The organism is Streptomyces sp. NP-1717 (genome assembly GCF_022695985.1).
Classification (GTDB): Bacteria; Actinomycetota; Actinomycetes; order Streptomycetales; family Streptomycetaceae; genus Streptomyces.
On record NZ_JAAPBF010000011.1, the window covers coordinates 1 to 14078 of the forward strand.

20 protein-coding genes are annotated in these 14078 nt (G+C 70.3%); 16 read left to right on the top strand and 4 right to left on the bottom strand.

Going from position 1 to position 14078, the window contains the following annotated elements; genetic code table 11:
• From GXP76_RS04000 to GXP76_RS04020, 6 genes are all read left to right on the top strand, one after another.
• On the top strand, nucleotides 1-797 hold a 797-nt coding region (locus tag GXP76_RS04000; protein WP_242570005.1), incomplete at its 5' end, for a hypothetical protein.
• 122 nt (nucleotides 798-919) lie between these two features.
• Nucleotides 920-1666, top strand: a complete 747-nt coding sequence (locus tag GXP76_RS04005) for a DUF2993 domain-containing protein (RefSeq protein WP_242570006.1) — start codon at nucleotides 920-922, stop codon at nucleotides 1664-1666.
• Nucleotides 1667-1951: 285 nt separating this feature from the next.
• Nucleotides 1952-2059 (top strand): putative leader peptide, encoded by a 108-nt coding sequence (locus GXP76_RS35975; protein ID WP_355186991.1) that lies wholly within the window; start codon nucleotides 1952-1954, stop codon nucleotides 2057-2059.
• 145 nt (nucleotides 2060-2204) lie between these two features.
• Nucleotides 2205-3044 (top strand): sulfurtransferase, encoded by an 840-nt coding sequence (locus tag GXP76_RS04010; protein WP_023540668.1) that lies wholly within the window; start codon nucleotides 2205-2207, stop codon nucleotides 3042-3044.
• A 60-nt stretch (nucleotides 3045-3104) separates the two neighbouring features.
• A complete protein-coding gene (locus GXP76_RS04015; RefSeq protein ID WP_143621054.1) occupies nucleotides 3105-3392 on the top strand; it encodes a DUF1416 domain-containing protein in 288 nt (95 codons plus the stop codon).
• Nucleotides 3393-3523: 131 nt separating this feature from the next.
• On the top strand, nucleotides 3524-3790 hold the full coding sequence (locus GXP76_RS04020; protein WP_242570007.1) for a DUF3099 domain-containing protein: 267 nt from the start codon (nucleotides 3524-3526) through the stop codon (nucleotides 3788-3790).
• A 33-nt stretch (nucleotides 3791-3823) separates the two neighbouring features.
• On the opposite strand, the gene GXP76_RS04025 is transcribed toward GXP76_RS04020, so the two are convergent.
• Complete coding sequence (locus GXP76_RS04025; RefSeq protein WP_242570008.1) at nucleotides 3824-4186, bottom strand: DsrE family protein; 363 nt, start codon at nucleotides 4184-4186, stop codon at nucleotides 3824-3826.
• 308 nt (nucleotides 4187-4494) lie between these two features.
• Between GXP76_RS04025 and GXP76_RS04030 the strand changes: the two genes are divergently transcribed.
• From GXP76_RS04030 to GXP76_RS04040, 3 genes are read left to right on the top strand one after another with little or no spacing between them, the layout of a single operon-like run.
• Complete coding sequence (locus GXP76_RS04030) at nucleotides 4495-5067, top strand: FABP family protein (protein WP_242570009.1); 573 nt, start codon at nucleotides 4495-4497, stop codon at nucleotides 5065-5067.
• 55 nt (nucleotides 5068-5122) lie between these two features.
• Entirely contained in the window at nucleotides 5123-5563 is a 441-nt protein-coding gene (locus tag GXP76_RS04035) for a Fur family transcriptional regulator (RefSeq protein ID WP_242570010.1), read from the top strand.
• A gap of 21 nt (nucleotides 5564-5584) precedes the next feature.
• Nucleotides 5585-6565, top strand: a complete 981-nt coding sequence (locus GXP76_RS04040; protein ID WP_242570011.1) for a folate-binding protein YgfZ — start codon at nucleotides 5585-5587, stop codon at nucleotides 6563-6565.
• Nucleotides 6566-6592: 27 nt separating this feature from the next.
• On the opposite strand, the gene dtd is transcribed toward GXP76_RS04040, so the two are convergent.
• Nucleotides 6593-7030, bottom strand: a complete 438-nt coding sequence (gene dtd / locus GXP76_RS04045; RefSeq protein WP_242570012.1) for a D-aminoacyl-tRNA deacylase — start codon at nucleotides 7028-7030, stop codon at nucleotides 6593-6595.
• Between the two features lie 135 nt (nucleotides 7031-7165).
• Here dtd and GXP76_RS04050 point away from each other — a divergent pair, with 135 nt between their 5' ends.
• From GXP76_RS04050 to GXP76_RS35805, 5 genes are all read left to right on the top strand, one after another.
• Nucleotides 7166-7762 carry an ABC transporter substrate-binding protein gene (locus GXP76_RS04050; RefSeq protein ID WP_242570013.1) on the top strand — a complete coding sequence of 199 codons (597 nt, stop codon included), beginning with the start codon at nucleotides 7166-7168 and terminating at the stop codon, nucleotides 7760-7762.
• A 46-nt stretch (nucleotides 7763-7808) separates the two neighbouring features.
• Nucleotides 7809-8840: an asparaginase gene (locus tag GXP76_RS04055; RefSeq protein WP_242570014.1), complete on the top strand. Its 1032-nt coding sequence runs from the start codon at nucleotides 7809-7811 to the stop codon at nucleotides 8838-8840.
• Nucleotides 8841-8915: 75 nt separating this feature from the next.
• A complete protein-coding gene (locus GXP76_RS04060) occupies nucleotides 8916-10163 on the top strand; it encodes a GNAT family N-acetyltransferase (RefSeq protein WP_242570015.1) in 1248 nt (415 codons plus the stop codon).
• Nucleotides 10164-10309: 146 nt separating this feature from the next.
• The gene (locus tag GXP76_RS35800; RefSeq protein ID WP_308354090.1) at nucleotides 10310-10630 is read left to right on the top strand and encodes a GntR family transcriptional regulator; all 321 of its coding nucleotides are present in this window, start codon (nucleotides 10310-10312) and stop codon (nucleotides 10628-10630) included.
• Between the two features lie 47 nt (nucleotides 10631-10677).
• A complete protein-coding gene (locus tag GXP76_RS35805) occupies nucleotides 10678-11145 on the top strand; it encodes a hypothetical protein (protein WP_308354091.1) in 468 nt (155 codons plus the stop codon).
• A gap of 37 nt (nucleotides 11146-11182) precedes the next feature.
• Here GXP76_RS35805 and GXP76_RS04070 read toward each other — a convergent pair whose 3' ends face one another.
• Entirely contained in the window at nucleotides 11183-11356 is a 174-nt protein-coding gene (locus tag GXP76_RS04070; RefSeq protein ID WP_242570016.1) for a hypothetical protein, read from the bottom strand.
• 86 nt (nucleotides 11357-11442) lie between these two features.
• On the opposite strand from GXP76_RS04070, the gene GXP76_RS04075 reads away from it, so the two are divergent.
• Together GXP76_RS04075 and GXP76_RS04080 are read left to right on the top strand one after the other, a co-directional pair.
• Entirely contained in the window at nucleotides 11443-12153 is a 711-nt protein-coding gene (locus tag GXP76_RS04075) for an HAD family hydrolase (RefSeq protein WP_242570017.1), read from the top strand.
• Between the two features lie 154 nt (nucleotides 12154-12307).
• Nucleotides 12308-13243, top strand: a complete 936-nt coding sequence (locus GXP76_RS04080; protein ID WP_242570018.1) for a GntR family transcriptional regulator — start codon at nucleotides 12308-12310, stop codon at nucleotides 13241-13243.
• Between the two features lie 61 nt (nucleotides 13244-13304).
• On the opposite strand, the gene GXP76_RS04085 is transcribed toward GXP76_RS04080, so the two are convergent.
• On the bottom strand, nucleotides 13305-14075 hold the full coding sequence (locus GXP76_RS04085; RefSeq protein ID WP_374359795.1) for an ABC transporter permease: 771 nt from the start codon (nucleotides 14073-14075) through the stop codon (nucleotides 13305-13307).
• Nucleotides 14076-14078: the final 3 nt, after the last annotated feature.

The following is a 14078-nucleotide window of genomic DNA, read 5'->3' on the forward strand; positions in this document are numbered from 1 at the left end:
CCGACGGCGGCTACAGCCCGCCCACCACCATGGGCAACGCCCGCATCACCGATGCCCAGCGCGCCCGCGCCGAGGGCCGGTCGCCGATCATCCCGCCCGGTATCCAGCCCGCCGGGCTGACCGCCGTGCTGGCCCTGCTGCTCGCGGGCGGCGCGGCCGTCGGCCCGTACGCGCTGGTCGTCCCGCTCGTCGTCCTCCAGGCGGTCACCGCCGCCGGCTGGTTCCGGCTCAACGGCATGTGGCCCGCCCGCCAGGGCATCGCGCTCGCCTTCGCGGGCGCGCTCGTCGCCGACGTCGCCGTCCTGTCCGTCGGTGACGACCACGCGCTCGCGGCCATCCTCGGCACGCTCGGCGCGTGGGTGCTGCTCACGGTCGTCCTGCAACTGCGCAGCTACGCGGGCGCCGACGAACGGATGCAGGGCCTGATGGCCACCGTCGCCTCGGCAGCGCTCGCCATCATCGCCACCGGGAACCTCGCGGCCGTGCCGGACGCGGTGACGGTGGGCGCGCTCGCCGTGGCCGCCGCGACCGTCGCCCGCGCGCTCCCGCTGCCCGGCGTCGTCTCGGTCGTGGTCGCGCTCGCGGCCGGCGCGGGCGCCGGGGTCGCGGCGGGCGGGCTGACGGACATCGGCGGCCAGGGCGCGCTGCTCGGCCTCGGCGCCGGGGTGTGCGCGCTGATCGGGCTGCGGGTGGCCAGCTACGACTACCCGTCGCGCTTCGTGCACATGACGGCCGGGGTGGCGCTGCCGCTGACGGTCGCGGTCCCCGCGATCTACCTGCTGGGGCGGGCCCTGTGAGCCCGTCCGGCGGCTGAGGCGGGCCGCCCCAGGAACCGAACCGCCGCTCCGGGCGTCGACCCATTAGGCTCACGGCGTCACGGGGGCTGGGCCGGTACGACCAGGGTGGGGGACACCGAGCAATGCGCGCACTGCGAATTCTGCTGATCTTCGTCGTGATCCTCGGCGGGCTGTTCATCGCCGTCGACCGGGCCGCGGTGTACTTCGCCGAGACCGAGGCGGCGAGCAAGATCAGGAGCAGCCAGGGCCTCGGCCGTGAGCCCGAGGTCTCGATCAAGGGCTTCCCCTTCCTCACCCAGGTGGCGAACTCGAAGCTGGACGAGATCGAGGTCAGCGTCGGCGGGATAACCGCCACCACCGAGGGCCGCGAGGTCGAGGTGACCGAGGTGAAGGCCGAACTGCGGGACGTGAAGGTGAACAGCACCTTCTCGTCGGCGGTCGCGGGCAGCGCCGAGGGCTCGGCGCTGATCTCGTACGAGGACCTCACCAAGTCCGCGCCCAAGGGAGCGACGGTCGGCTACGCCGGGCCGGAGCGGGCGGCGAAGGGGCAGGTCAAGGTCTCGGGTCCGCTGGGTGATCTGGTCGAGGGCGCGGGCATCGACGTGCCCGACGCCTTCAAGGGTCTGCTGCGGGACGACTTCACGGCGTACAGCACCGTCTCGCTGGACGGCGGGGACAAGGTCCGGCTGCGCGCGGAGGACCTGCCGAGCCTGCCGGTGCCGGGTGTCGAGGACAAGCTGAAGGACGTCGTCGACTACGACCTGACGATCGACGGACTGCCGTCGACGATCAAGCTCGACAAGGTCACGGCGACCCAGGACGGTCTGCGCTTCTCCGGCACGGGCCAGGACGTGGACCTCACCGGCTGACGCGCGCGGGCCCCACCACCGGCGAGCGGCCGGGCGGGCAGGCGGCCGGGCTTCAGGCGCCGCGGGCTTCCCCGGCGGGCAACCGGGCAGAAGGGCGTATTCCACCCTCCCCGCCGTATCGTGAGACGCGGATGTCCATCCCGTAGATGGAACAGCGGTACGAGAGGCCCGGGGGCCAGGTCCGGGCCGCCGGGAACGCCCACTGGTCCCACATCTCGGACGATCCCGTCTCACGATTCGACACACCGGTGACATCGCACCGTATCCGTCCCTACGATCGGACGCATGCAGTGCTTCATCAGCGGTCTCCAGCAGCGGGGACAGGCGAACCTCACGAAGCGGCGGGCAGTCGACCTGTGCCGCGTCGCCGCCATGCTCTGTCGCACCGTCTGAGCGGGACGCGTCCGCCCCGCCACCTCTCTCCGGCCCTTCGACCACGTCAGGGCCACCCCGTGCCGTACGCAGCCCGCCGCGCCCCCGTGCCCGGAAGGCGCCGCCGCCCGCACCACCCGCCGCACACTGCCCCGGAGGAGAACACATGAGCCGCAGCGACGTCCTGGTAGACGCCGACTGGGTCGAGGCCCACATCGACGACCCGAAGGTCGTCATCGTCGAGGTCGACGAGGACACCTCGGCGTACGAGAAGAACCACATCCGTAACGCCGTGCGCATCGACTGGAAGCAGGACCTCCAGGACCCGGTGCGCCGCGACTTCGTCGACCAGGAGGGCTTCGAGAAGCTCCTGTCCGCGAAGGGCATCGGCAACGACGACCTCGTGATCCTCTACGGCGGCAACAACAACTGGTTCGCGTCCTACGCCTACTGGTACTTCAAGCTCTACGGCCACGAGGGCGTCAAGCTCCTCGACGGCGGACGCAAGAAGTGGGAGCTGGACTCGCGCGACCTGGTCGACGCGGTGCCCGAGCGCGCGGCCACGCAGTACAAGGCCAAGGCCCAGGACACGTCCATCCGCGCCTTCCGTGACGACGTCGTCGCCGCGATCGGCAGCCTGAACCTGGTCGACGTCCGCTCGCCCGACGAGTTCAGCGGCAAGCTGCTCGCCCCGGCGCACCTCCCGCAGGAGCAGTCGCAGCGCCCCGGCCACGTGCCGAGCGCCCGCAACATCCCGTGGTCGAAGAACGCCAACGACGACGGCACCTTCAAGTCGGACGACGAGCTCAAGGCCCTCTACGAGGAGGAGCAGGTCGACCTGGCGAAGGACACCATCGCCTACTGCCGCATCGGTGAGCGCTCCGCGCTCACCTGGTTCGTGCTGCACGAGCTGCTCGGCCAGGAGAACGTCAAGAACTACGACGGCTCGTGGACCGAGTACGGCTCCCTCGTCGGCGTGCCGATCGAACTCGGCCCCGCCAAGTAGTCCAGCCCGCGCGACACCGTCCCGCGAGACCACCTGCCTGACCCGGAGGACAGATCCCATATGTGCGGAGCGAAGGCCGGCGGCCCGGACGCCTCGTCGATCAAGCCCGGTGAGACCACCATCCAGGGTTCCGTGACCCGTGACGGCGAGCCCGTCACCGGTTACGTACGCCTGCTGGACTCGACCGGAGAATTCACCGCGGAGGTTCCGACCTCGGCGACCGGACAGTTCCGCTTCTACGCGGCCGAGGGCACGTGGACCGTGCGCGCGCTCGTACCGGGCGGCACGGCGGACCGTACGGTCGTCGCGCAGACCGGTGGGCTGGCCGAGGTGGCCATCGCGGTCTGAGTCCGGTTCGCGGCCGTACGGCCGCTGCCGGGCCGAACGCGGGACATGATCGGCCGGAGGGCCGCACCCCAGGGGGTTGGACGCTTCCTGAGACGGGGTGCGGTCCTCCGTGCCGTCGTTAAGCTCGATGTATGTACACGCGACGCCGTCGCCGTTACTTCGTGCTGATGGGCGGATGCATCGCCCTGTTCGTCAGCGCCTGGGCGTTCGTGCGCCTGTGGTCGGTGCCGGTGGCGATCGGCATGTGCGTGGTGGCCATGGTCGTCCCGCCGGTCGCGGCGATGATCGCGAACGCGCGCGGACCGGACGACCGCTGGTGGGACGACCCGTCGGGCGACCCGAAGTCGGACGAGTGGTGGGACGAACTGGACGGCAAGAAGAAGCCGCCGCCGAAATGACGCCGCGCGGGCCCGGGCAGCCGGCGCGGGCCGTCAGTACACGAGCGCCTGCGCGTCGTCCGCCATCGCCTCGCTGACGAAGACCTGCGCACCCGCGATCCGTACGCCCTCCAGCACGTCCTCCTCCGAGATCTCGCGCCGCGCCGCGCACTGCGTACAGAGGGTGATCCGGCCCGCCGACTGGATCGACTCGATCAGATCCGGCAGCGGCGCGGCGTGCGGCAGCTCGAACCCGGCGGCCCGGCCCGGCAGGGCGAACCACGCCGACTCCCCGGTCAGCCACAGGGAGACCTCCACACCACTGGCCACGGCGACCGCCGCCACGGTGAACGCCTGGGAGCAGCGCTCGGGGGCGTCGGCGCCTGCGGTTACCTTGATCACGAGCTTCTTCGCCATGTCCCGAACTGTAATGCGCGCCCGTACAACCCCGTTGACGCGCGGCGCCCGGCCGGTCGCACCTCGCAGAGAACGGGCCGGTCCCCACCCATTACGCTGGGGACCGGCCACTCACCGCCCCGACGCTCTCCGAGGAGCACCCCGTGCTTGAGAACTTCTTCTCCGCCCTGCTCGCCCTGATCGCGGTGGCGATCCTGGCGTTCACCGTGCTGGTCGTGAAGAAGCTCTACCAGGGCCAGAACTGACCGGGGCCGGTCCCCGGTCCTCCCACCCGACCACTCCCATCCCTACAGATCGCCTGAGCTGCCATGATCGAGATCCCGTCCGACCTGAACCCGGGCCTTGTCCCGCTCGCCTTCCTTCTCGGTGACTGGGAGGGCGTGGGTGTCTTCGACTTCCCCGGTGAGGAGAAGGCCAACTTCGGCCAGGAAGTCTCCTTCAGCCACGACGGCCGGGACTTCATCGAGTACACCTCGCACACCTGGGCCCTGGGCTCCGACGGCGAGAAGATCCGCCCCATCGAGTCCGAGTCCGGCTACTGGCGCATCGACCAGGACCGCAAGGTCGAGGTCGTCATGGTGCGTGACCAGGGCATCGTGGAGATCTGGTACGGGGAGCTGGCCGACCAGAAGCCGCAGATCGACCTCGTCACGGACGCGGTCGCGCGTACGGCGTCCGCCGGCCCGTACAACGGCGGCAAGCGGCTCTACGGCTATGTGAAGAGCGATCTGATGTGGGTCGGCGAGAAGTCCACCCCCGAGGTCCCGCTGCGCGCGTACATGTCGGCGCACCTGAAGAAGGTCGTCACGCCGGAGCAGGTCGCGGCCTGGGCGAAGGACCTGGGGGATCTGCCGGACGACGGCATCGCGTTCTTCAAGTAGGCGTGCCCTCCGTTCTCCCTGGGGCGATCGGGGCGGCGCTGCCTACACTGGGTGCGTGGTGAGCACCGACTGGAAGAGTGACCTGAGGCAGCGCGGCTACCGCCTGACCCCGCAGCGCCAGCTTGTCCTCGAAGCCGTCGACACCCTGGAACACGCGACGCCGGACGACATCCTGTGCGAAGTGCGCAGGACCGCGTCCGGTGTGAACATCTCCACCGTGTACCGGACGCTGGAGCTGCTGGAGGAGCTGGGCCTCGTCTCGCACGCGCACCTGGGGCACGGCGCGCCGACGTACCACCTCGCGGACCGGCACCACCACATCCATCTGGTCTGCCGGGACTGTACGAACGTCATCGAGGCGGATGTCTCCGTCGCCGCCGACTTCACCGACAAGCTGCGTGAGACGTTCGGCTTCTCGACGGACATGAAGCACTTCGCGATCTTCGGGACGTGCCGCGACTGCACCGCCCGTGCCGCGGCGAGCGACGGATCCTAGAGCGGTCGTACGCTTGTCGTCATGCAGCGACACTCAACGACCAGCCCGCTCCTCTCCCTGCCCGGTGCCGTGGCCGCCGAAGGGCAGGACGAAGGTGTCGCCGCGCACTACGGCGATCTGTTCCGCGAACAACGCGCCCTCGCCGACGGCAAGGGCCTGGTCGACCTCTCGCACCACGGCGTCGTCACCGTCACCGGCGAGGACCGGCTGAGCTGGCTCCATCTGCTGATCACCCAGCACGTCAGCGAGCTGCCCGCCGGCCGGGCGACCGAGGCCCTGATCCTCTCCGCGAACGGCCACATCGAGCACGCGCTGTATCTCGTGGACGACGGCGAGACCGTGTGGGCGCATGTCGAGCCGGGCACGCGGGAGGCGCTGATCGCCTACCTGGAGTCGATGAAGTTCTTCTACCGCGTGGATGTCGCGGACCGTACGGAGGACTTCGCCGTGGTCCACGTCCCCGCCGGGTCCATCGCCGAGGTGCCGGAGGGGGCCGTCGTACGGGAGACGCCGTACGGCCGGGACGTCTTCCTGCCGCGCGCCGACCTGGAGTCGTACGCCCGGGAGAACGGCCCGCCGGCCGGGATCCTCGCGTACGAGGCCCTGCGTATCGAGGGCCACCGGCCGCGCCTGGGCTTCGAGACCGACCACCGGACCATCCCGCACGAGCTGGGCCTGATCGGCAGCGCCGTCCATCTGGAGAAGGGCTGCTACCGGGGCCAGGAGACCGTGGCGCGCGTCCACAACCTGGGGAAGCCGCCGCGCCGGCTGGTCTTCCTGCACCTGGACGGCAGCGAGGTGGTGCTGCCCGGGCACGGCACGCCCGTACGGCTCGCCGCCGACGGCGAGGAGGGCCGCCAGCTCGGCTTCGTCACGACGTCGGCCCGCCACCACGAGCTGGGGCCGATCGCGCTGGCACTGGTCAAGCGCAACGTGCCGGTGGACGCGCCGCTGATGGCGGGGAACACGGCGGCGTCGCAGGAAGTGGTCGTGGAGGCCTGAGCCCTCCGGCCCGGGACCGCCGACCTGTCACATCTCCAACTGCACCGTGAACGGGCCGTGGTTCGTGAGCGAGACGCGCATGTCAGCTCCGAACCGGCCCGTCTCGACGGTCGCCCCCAGTTCACGCAGCCGCGCCACGACCTCGTCCACCAGCGGTTCGGCCACCGCGCCCGGCGCCGCGGCGTTCCAGGTGGGGCGGCGGCCCTTGCGGGCGTCCCCGTAGAGAGTGAACTGCGAAATCACCAGGAGCGGGGCGTTCGCCTCGGAACAGGACTTCTCGCCCTCCAGGATCCGTAGCGTCCAGAGTTTGCGGGCCAGTTGGGCCGCCTTCTCCCTGGTGTCCTCGTGGGCGACTCCCACCAGCACACACAGTCCCTCGCCCACGATCTCGCCGACCGTCTCGCTGCCCGAATCGGTCACCACGGCGACGCTCGCGCCGTCCACCCTCTGCACCACTGCTCGCATACGGGCCAACCTATCCGGGCCCTGTTCGTGTCCCGTCCGGCGCCCGTCCAGGGCCGAACGGGTGCAGATCGCCTGCAGGTGCACGTGCAGGAGTGGCACGATGCAGGCAGGCGGAGCGAGGGGAAGTAAGCAGGCATGAGCACATCTGGTGCCGGGCAGTCGCCCGGCCCTGTACCGATCGGCAGTACGGCGTCCGGCGAGGGCGCCGGTGCGAGTGCCGGTGCGGCGACGGTCCACCGCCCCGCACCGGGGGGCACAGGTGGTGAGAACGCCCTGCGGCTGCCCGAGTTGCGCGCCCTGCGCCGGGACGCGACGCGCGACGAGGCCGACCTCAGCTATCTGCGCCGGCTGCTCCAGGGCCGGATCGACATCCTGCGGGCCGAGCTGGCGCGCCGTTCGGCGCCCGAGACGCCGGTGGTGCACCGGCTCTCCGAGATCCTGGCCGACGCCCCCTCCCCCCACCGGTCATCCGCCCGGCATGTGACTCTTTCCACACCGCGGAACGAGGAGTTCCGGCTGCTGGCCGCCGAGGCGCTCGCCGAAGTGGAGCTGTCCGACCTGGAGGCCCGTACGGATGGGGAGTTGAGGGCCGCGATGGGCCGGCTGGTCCGCCACGAGCAGCAGGTTTCGAAGCGCCGGCACGATCTCCAGCGGACGGCGGACGATTGCAGCGCGGAGATCGCCCGCAGGTACCGTGAAGGCGAAGCACAAGTAGACGACCTGCTCACGTAACGCCGTGGCTGCCTTCCGGAGCGGTCCCCGCCCGGAAGGCCCGTTGATGACGACTCGCAGGACGACGACGCCCACGACCGGGGCCACCACCGGTGCCGTGACCGGGGCCGGGGCCGGGACCGCGACGGAGGGCACCACCGGGTCCCCCGTCCTCGCGGAGATCGTGCGGTCCGGCTTCGTGGAGGGCAGGCACCGCGGCTCGCTGGTGCTGCTCGCGGCCGACGGCAGTGTGGAGTTCGCGCTCGGCGACCCGGACGTGCCGGTCTTCCCGCGCTCCAGCAACAAGCCCCTCCAGGCCGCCGCCGTGCTGCGCGCGGGCGTCGAACTGTCCGGTGAGCGGCTGGCGTTGGCGGCGGCGAGTCACTCCGGCGAGGACTTCCACCTCGCCCTTGTACAGAAGATGCTCGCCGAGTCCGGGCTGACGGCGGACGATCTGCTGAACCCGGCGGACCTGCCGCTGGACCGGGTCGAGGCCGAGGCGTATCTGGCGGCCGGACGCATCCGGGACCGCGTCACCATGAACTGCTCCGGCAAGCACGCGGCGATGCTGGCGGCCTGTGTGCGCAACGACTGGCCGCTGGACACGTATCTGGAGCCGTCCCACCCGTTGCAGCGGCTCGTGGCCACGGTGGTCGAGGAGACGTCGGGGGAGCGGGTCGCGGCGGTCGGTACGGACGGCTGCGGCGCCCCGCTGATGGCCATCGGCCTCACCGGACTCGCCCGCGCCTTCCGCCACTTCGTCCTCGCCGAGCCCGGCTCGGCCGAGCGCCGGGTGGCGGACGCGATGCGGGCGCATCCGTCGTACGTCGCCGGTACGCGCAGGGCCGACACCTGGCTGATGCGCGAGGTGCCGGGCGCGCTGTCGAAGATGGGCGCGGAGGCGGTGCAGGCGGTGGCGCTGGAGGACGGCCGCGCGCTGGCGTTCAAGGTCGACGACGGCGGCCTGCGCGCGCTGGGGCCGGTGCTGGCACGGGCGTTGGGGCTGCTGGGGGTCGAGGGACCGGTGCTGAAGCGGATCGGGCGGGTGCCGCTGCTGGGAGGCGACGCGGAGGTCGGCCGGGTGCGCGCGGCGTTCTGATCGCCCGCAACCTCCGGTGGGCAAGCGGCGGAAATCCGCAGGACATTTTGCCCCGCCTGTGTTTAGCGTACGAGCATGGCCATCGACGTCCGTGTGATCAGCGAATCCGACTTCCCCGCCTGGCTCAGCGCCCTGAACACCGGCTTTCTCCGGCCGCCCACGGTGAGCGAGGAGAACGTCGCGGACCGCAGGGCGTACATGGACCCGCTCCGGATGCGGGGCGCGTTCGACGAGGGCCGCTGTGTCGCGACGTACCGCAGCTTCCCGCAGGAACTGACCGCCGTCGGCGGCGCCCCGCTGCCGGCCGGCGCGATCTCCAACGTCACGGTCTCGGCCACGCACCGCCGCCGCGGGCTGCTCAGCCGCATGATCAACGACGATCTGGCGGAGGCGAAGGAGCGCGGCGACGTCGTCTCCACGCTGATCGCGGCGGAGTACCCGATCTACGGGCGGTACGGCTTCGGCCCGGCCGCCTGGATCACTGACTGGTCGATCGACGTGCCGCGCGCCGGCCTCGACCCGCGCGCGTCCGGACAGCCGGACGACGGCGGCCGGGTCGATCTGGCCGACGCCGGGGACGTGACGAAGCTGGGCCCCGAACTGCACGACCGGCTGCGCTCCCAGCGGCACGGCATGATCAGCCGCAACGAGCGCTGGTGGCAGGTCCTCACGGGCACGGCCACCTCGTACGGCGCACCCTGGACGGAGCCGTTCCACGCGGTGTACCGCTCGGCGTCGGGCGAGGTGGAGGGCCTGCTGACGTACAAGGCGGACGAGGTGTGGGGCGACGCCAAGCAGCCGCTGAACACGGCGACGGTGCTCGACGCGATCGCCGTGACGACGGCGGCGGAGCGCGCGCTGTGGCGCTACGTCTGCTCGATCGACTGGATCACCACGGTCCGCACGGGCTACCGCGCCCCCGACGACCTGCTCCCCCTCTTCCTCCCGGACCCGCGCGCGGCCAGGATCGTCACCCAGGCGGACTTCCTGTGGGTGCGGATCCTCGACACCGTACGGGCGCTGGAATCCCGCACGTACGCGACGTCCGGCACCCTGGTCCTGGACATCCACGACCGCTCGTCCTTCGCCTCGGGCCGCTACCGCCTGGACGCGACCCCGACGGGAACGACCTGCGTCCCGACGACGAGGTCGGCCGATCTGGCGCTGGACGTACGGGAGTTGGGTGCGCTGTACCTGGGCGACGAATCGGCGGTCCGGCTGGCGGCGCTGGGCACGGTGACGGAGGAAACCCCGGGCGCGGCATCCCGCACGGACACCCTGTTCCGCACCTCACGCCGGCCTTGGTGCCCGGACGTGTTCTGAGAAGGGTGGCCGGTGTATTCGGATATTCACCGGCTTGTGGCCGGGCGTCCCGCCATCTCCCTTTCGGTGGGGCGGAGTTGTAGCTTCGTTGGGTGACTTCTGAGCGCAGTCCACACGACGGCACGGGCCACCTCACGTTGGACGACGTGGCGAGGATCCTCCGTGAGCGGATCGAGTCCGGCGAACTCGAAGCCGGCTCGCCCATGCCGACACAGGCTCTCCTGGTCCAGGAGTTCGAAGTCCAGCGCAGTGTGGTCAGGCAGGCCCTGCGGATCCTTCAGCAGGAGGGGCTGCTCACCGAGGTCACCCGGGGATCCCCGGCCCGCGTCGCCGCCCGCTCCTCCCGCACGGAGGCGGCCGACGGCACGCCCCGGCAGACGATGGTCGCGCTGGGCCCCCGGATCAGCGCGGCCTTCGGCGCCGACGACGTCCGGATAGACGCGCTGTCCTCACGGCCGAGTCGCTGAGCGCGGCCCTCGGCGAGCAGCGCACCCTCATCCACACCCGTGGATCCGTGCCGCGCACGATCACGGTGCGCGTGCTGCTGCCCAAGAGGGACATCGACCTGGCCTTCCCCCGGATGATCAGCGATCCCGAGGAGCCCGATCCCGTCCACCGCCGCTGGCTGGCACAGCGCAACGCGCACGGCATCGTCCTCAGCGACCATCTGCGGGGGCTCGGCGGTGTGCACGGCATCGACGTGGACATCCAGTTCAAGGCGCTGCCCTTCACCCCGCCGGTGAAGCTGTACCTCCTCAACGGCACGGAGGCGCTGTTCGCCTATTACCAGGTCACGGAGCGCGAGGAACGGATCGGCCCGGAGCCGGTGGCGATGTACGACGCGCTGGGGGGAGTGTCGCCGCTCTTCTCGTTCGGCGCGGGAGACGGCCAGGCCCGTCGGGACCACGCGTTCGTGGTGCAGTCGCAGGCCTGGTTCGACGCGCTCTGGACGACCATCGCCACCGACCTGGTGCTCGGCTGACGGTCTGTCACCGGACCGGAGCGGTTCCCCCACCTCGTCAGCCCATGCCGGGCTGCATGGCCAGCAGGGCGAGGACGATCGCGCCGATGCCGGCGCATGTGGAGTTCTTGATCTTGAATCCGACGAGAAGCAGGAGCAGCGCGAGCCCTCCCGCCGTGCCGAACTTCCACTGGACGAACTGCTCCAACACGAAGCCGATCAGAGGCGACATGGCCCCTCCTTCAGGGACGGTGTGTGCGGGCCCGCGCCCGCGTGACTGGCCGCGACCCATGAGGAGTCGCCGGATAGGGTGCCGCCGTGACCGACATTGGTGATCGGCTCTCCGGGGCCCGGTGTGTGCTTTTCGACTTCGACGGTCCGGTGTGCCGTCTCTTCGCCTGCCGCCCGGCAGGAGGCGTCGCCGAGCGGTTGGTGAAGCGCATCCTGCGGGACATTCCGGCCGAAGAGCTGGGAGACGATCTGCTGTCGACCCGGGACCCCTTCCGCGTCCTGCGGCTGTTCGCGAACGAGAGGCCCGGCCACCCGCTCCTGGGGGTACTGCACACCCTGTTCACCGAGGAGGAGGTACGGGCCGCCCAGTCCGCCAAACCGACCTTGGGGGCGGGTCCGCTGATCCGAACGCTCGCGGGGCTCGGCCGCCGTCTCGCGGTGACGACCAACAACTCGGCCGACGCCGCCCGCCCGTACCTCGCGCGCAGAAACCTTCTCCCGTGCTTCGGCGCCGCTCATGTCCACGGGCGGGTCGAGGACATGGACCTGCTCAAGCCCCACCCCGATCTGCTGCTGCGCGCGTTGGACGGGCTCGGGCTGCCGGCTTCGGAGGCACTGATGATCGGTGACGGGGCCTCGGACGCGGCTGCGGCGGACGCGGCCGGGGTGCCGTTCGTGGGGTACGCCCGCAACGAGCGGAAGTACCGCGAACTGCGTGGCGCCGGTGTGTCCGAGCCGCTGATCGTTCGGAGTCTGGATGTGGTGCGGCGTGAGGTCGCGGAGCTGGCAGAGCGTTGAAGCAGCCATGATGTCTCCGATGCCGGAGTGAACCTGCCTGGCAACTGGACTACTTGTCTGCAAGTAAGGCAGGAATCTGCGGCGATTGGCAGTCCAGATAGGCAAGTTGGCTGGAAACTATCCAAAGTGGCTGGTCCGGTTGTAGAGTGCTGAGATGCCTACTGAGCGGCCGAGCATCCCACTACCCCTGCAGATCGCCGACAAGTTGAGGGCGCGGATCGAGGATCAGGTCTATCCGCTGGGGGAGAAATTGCCCTCCCAGCGCTTGCTCGCCGACGAGTTCGGGGTCTCCCGAGAGACGATCAAGGGCGCCCTGGACCGGCTTGAGAGTGAAGGGTTCATCAAGACGCGGCAGGGCGCGAGGTCCGAGGTCACCCGGACGCAGGGGGCTCCGGCTCCGGGTGAGGAGGCGGACGAGACCTCCGTCGTCCGCAGCCGGCAGATCCACACGGACGCGCGTCGCGAGGAGGCCGGCGCGCACAGCCTCGAATCAGTCATCGAGCGGGCGTTCCTGGCGAAGGACGTGACACTGGACGCCTACTCCCTCACGACCGAGTCGCTGGGCCGCCACCTCGGAAAGCAACTCGACGCGGTGGGCCGGGGCGATCTGCGGCCCGACAGTATTACGCTGCGCCTTCTGGTCCCCTCGGGAGATTTCCCGCTCGCCTATCCAGCGGCAGTGGACCAGGGCGACAGCCGCCCCTTCGAGCGCTGGCGGCGGAGCGCCGACGAGCACTTGACCACGCTGAAGAACAAGATCCTGATGGTTCGCGACAGCGACAGGTCGACCACCGACGTCCGGTTGGAGATCAAACGCGTCGAGTTGACCCCCACGGTCAAGTTCTACGTCCTGAACAACGAAACGCTGCTGTTCGGGCTCTATACGCTGGCGCCGCGCAACATGATCCTGGACGACGACTCAGTGGTTCTGGCTCTCGATGTTCTTGGGCTGCAGAGCAATCTCTTCTATCACTCGGCATCCGACAGCGAGACTCAGGGGCATCTCTACTTCACCGAATTCCAGGCCATGTTCGACGGGCTCTGGCGTCATGCGCACGGCATGCTCAAGATGTATCCGCCCGGCCGATGAGCGAACTGCGCGAACTTCCCGATTCGGCGACGCGTGTGCTGTCGGCTTCGACGGCACCGTCTCACGCCGTCCGGTTCCTGAACAGCCGCCCCGACATCCCCACCGCCACCAGCAGAATCCCCGCACACCAGGCCAGCGCCACCCAGGGGTCCGAGCCCACCGGGCGGTTCAGGAGGAGGCCGCGGAGGGATTCGATCACCGGGGTCACCGGCTGGTTGTAGGCGAAGCCGTGGAGCCAGCCCGGCATGGCGGCGATCGGGGCGAAGGTGCTGCTCGGGTAGGTCAGGAACATCATGAAGAAGGAGAAGGCGCCCGCCGCCTCCGGGGACTTGGTGAGCAGGCCCACCGCCGCCGCCAGCCAGGAGATCGCCACGATGAAGGCGAGCAGCAGGCCCGCCGCGGCGAGGGCGGCCGGGAGGGTCGCGTTCGGGCGGAAGCCGATCAGCAGGGCCACGCCGAGGACCAGGACCGTCGAGACGACGTTGCGGACGGTGCTCGAAGCGACATGGCCCGCCAGGAACGCGGCGCCGCCGACGTCGAGGGAGCGGAGGCGGTCGATGATGCCGCCCTTCATGTCCTCGTTGACGCTCACCGCCGTGCCGGACGAGCCGAAGCCGGCGCAGAGCAGCAGCACGCCGGGCACGACGTAGGAGACGTACGGCCCGCCCGAGCCGGTGTCGATGGCGCCGCCGAAGAGGTAGACGAAGATCAGCATCAGCATGACCGGCAGCATGAGCGAGGTGAAGACGGCGTCGACGTTGCGGCTGCTCAGCCGGATCGAACGGCCCGTCATGACAAGGGTGTTGGTGAGCGCCCGGCCGGCCGGGGACATCGT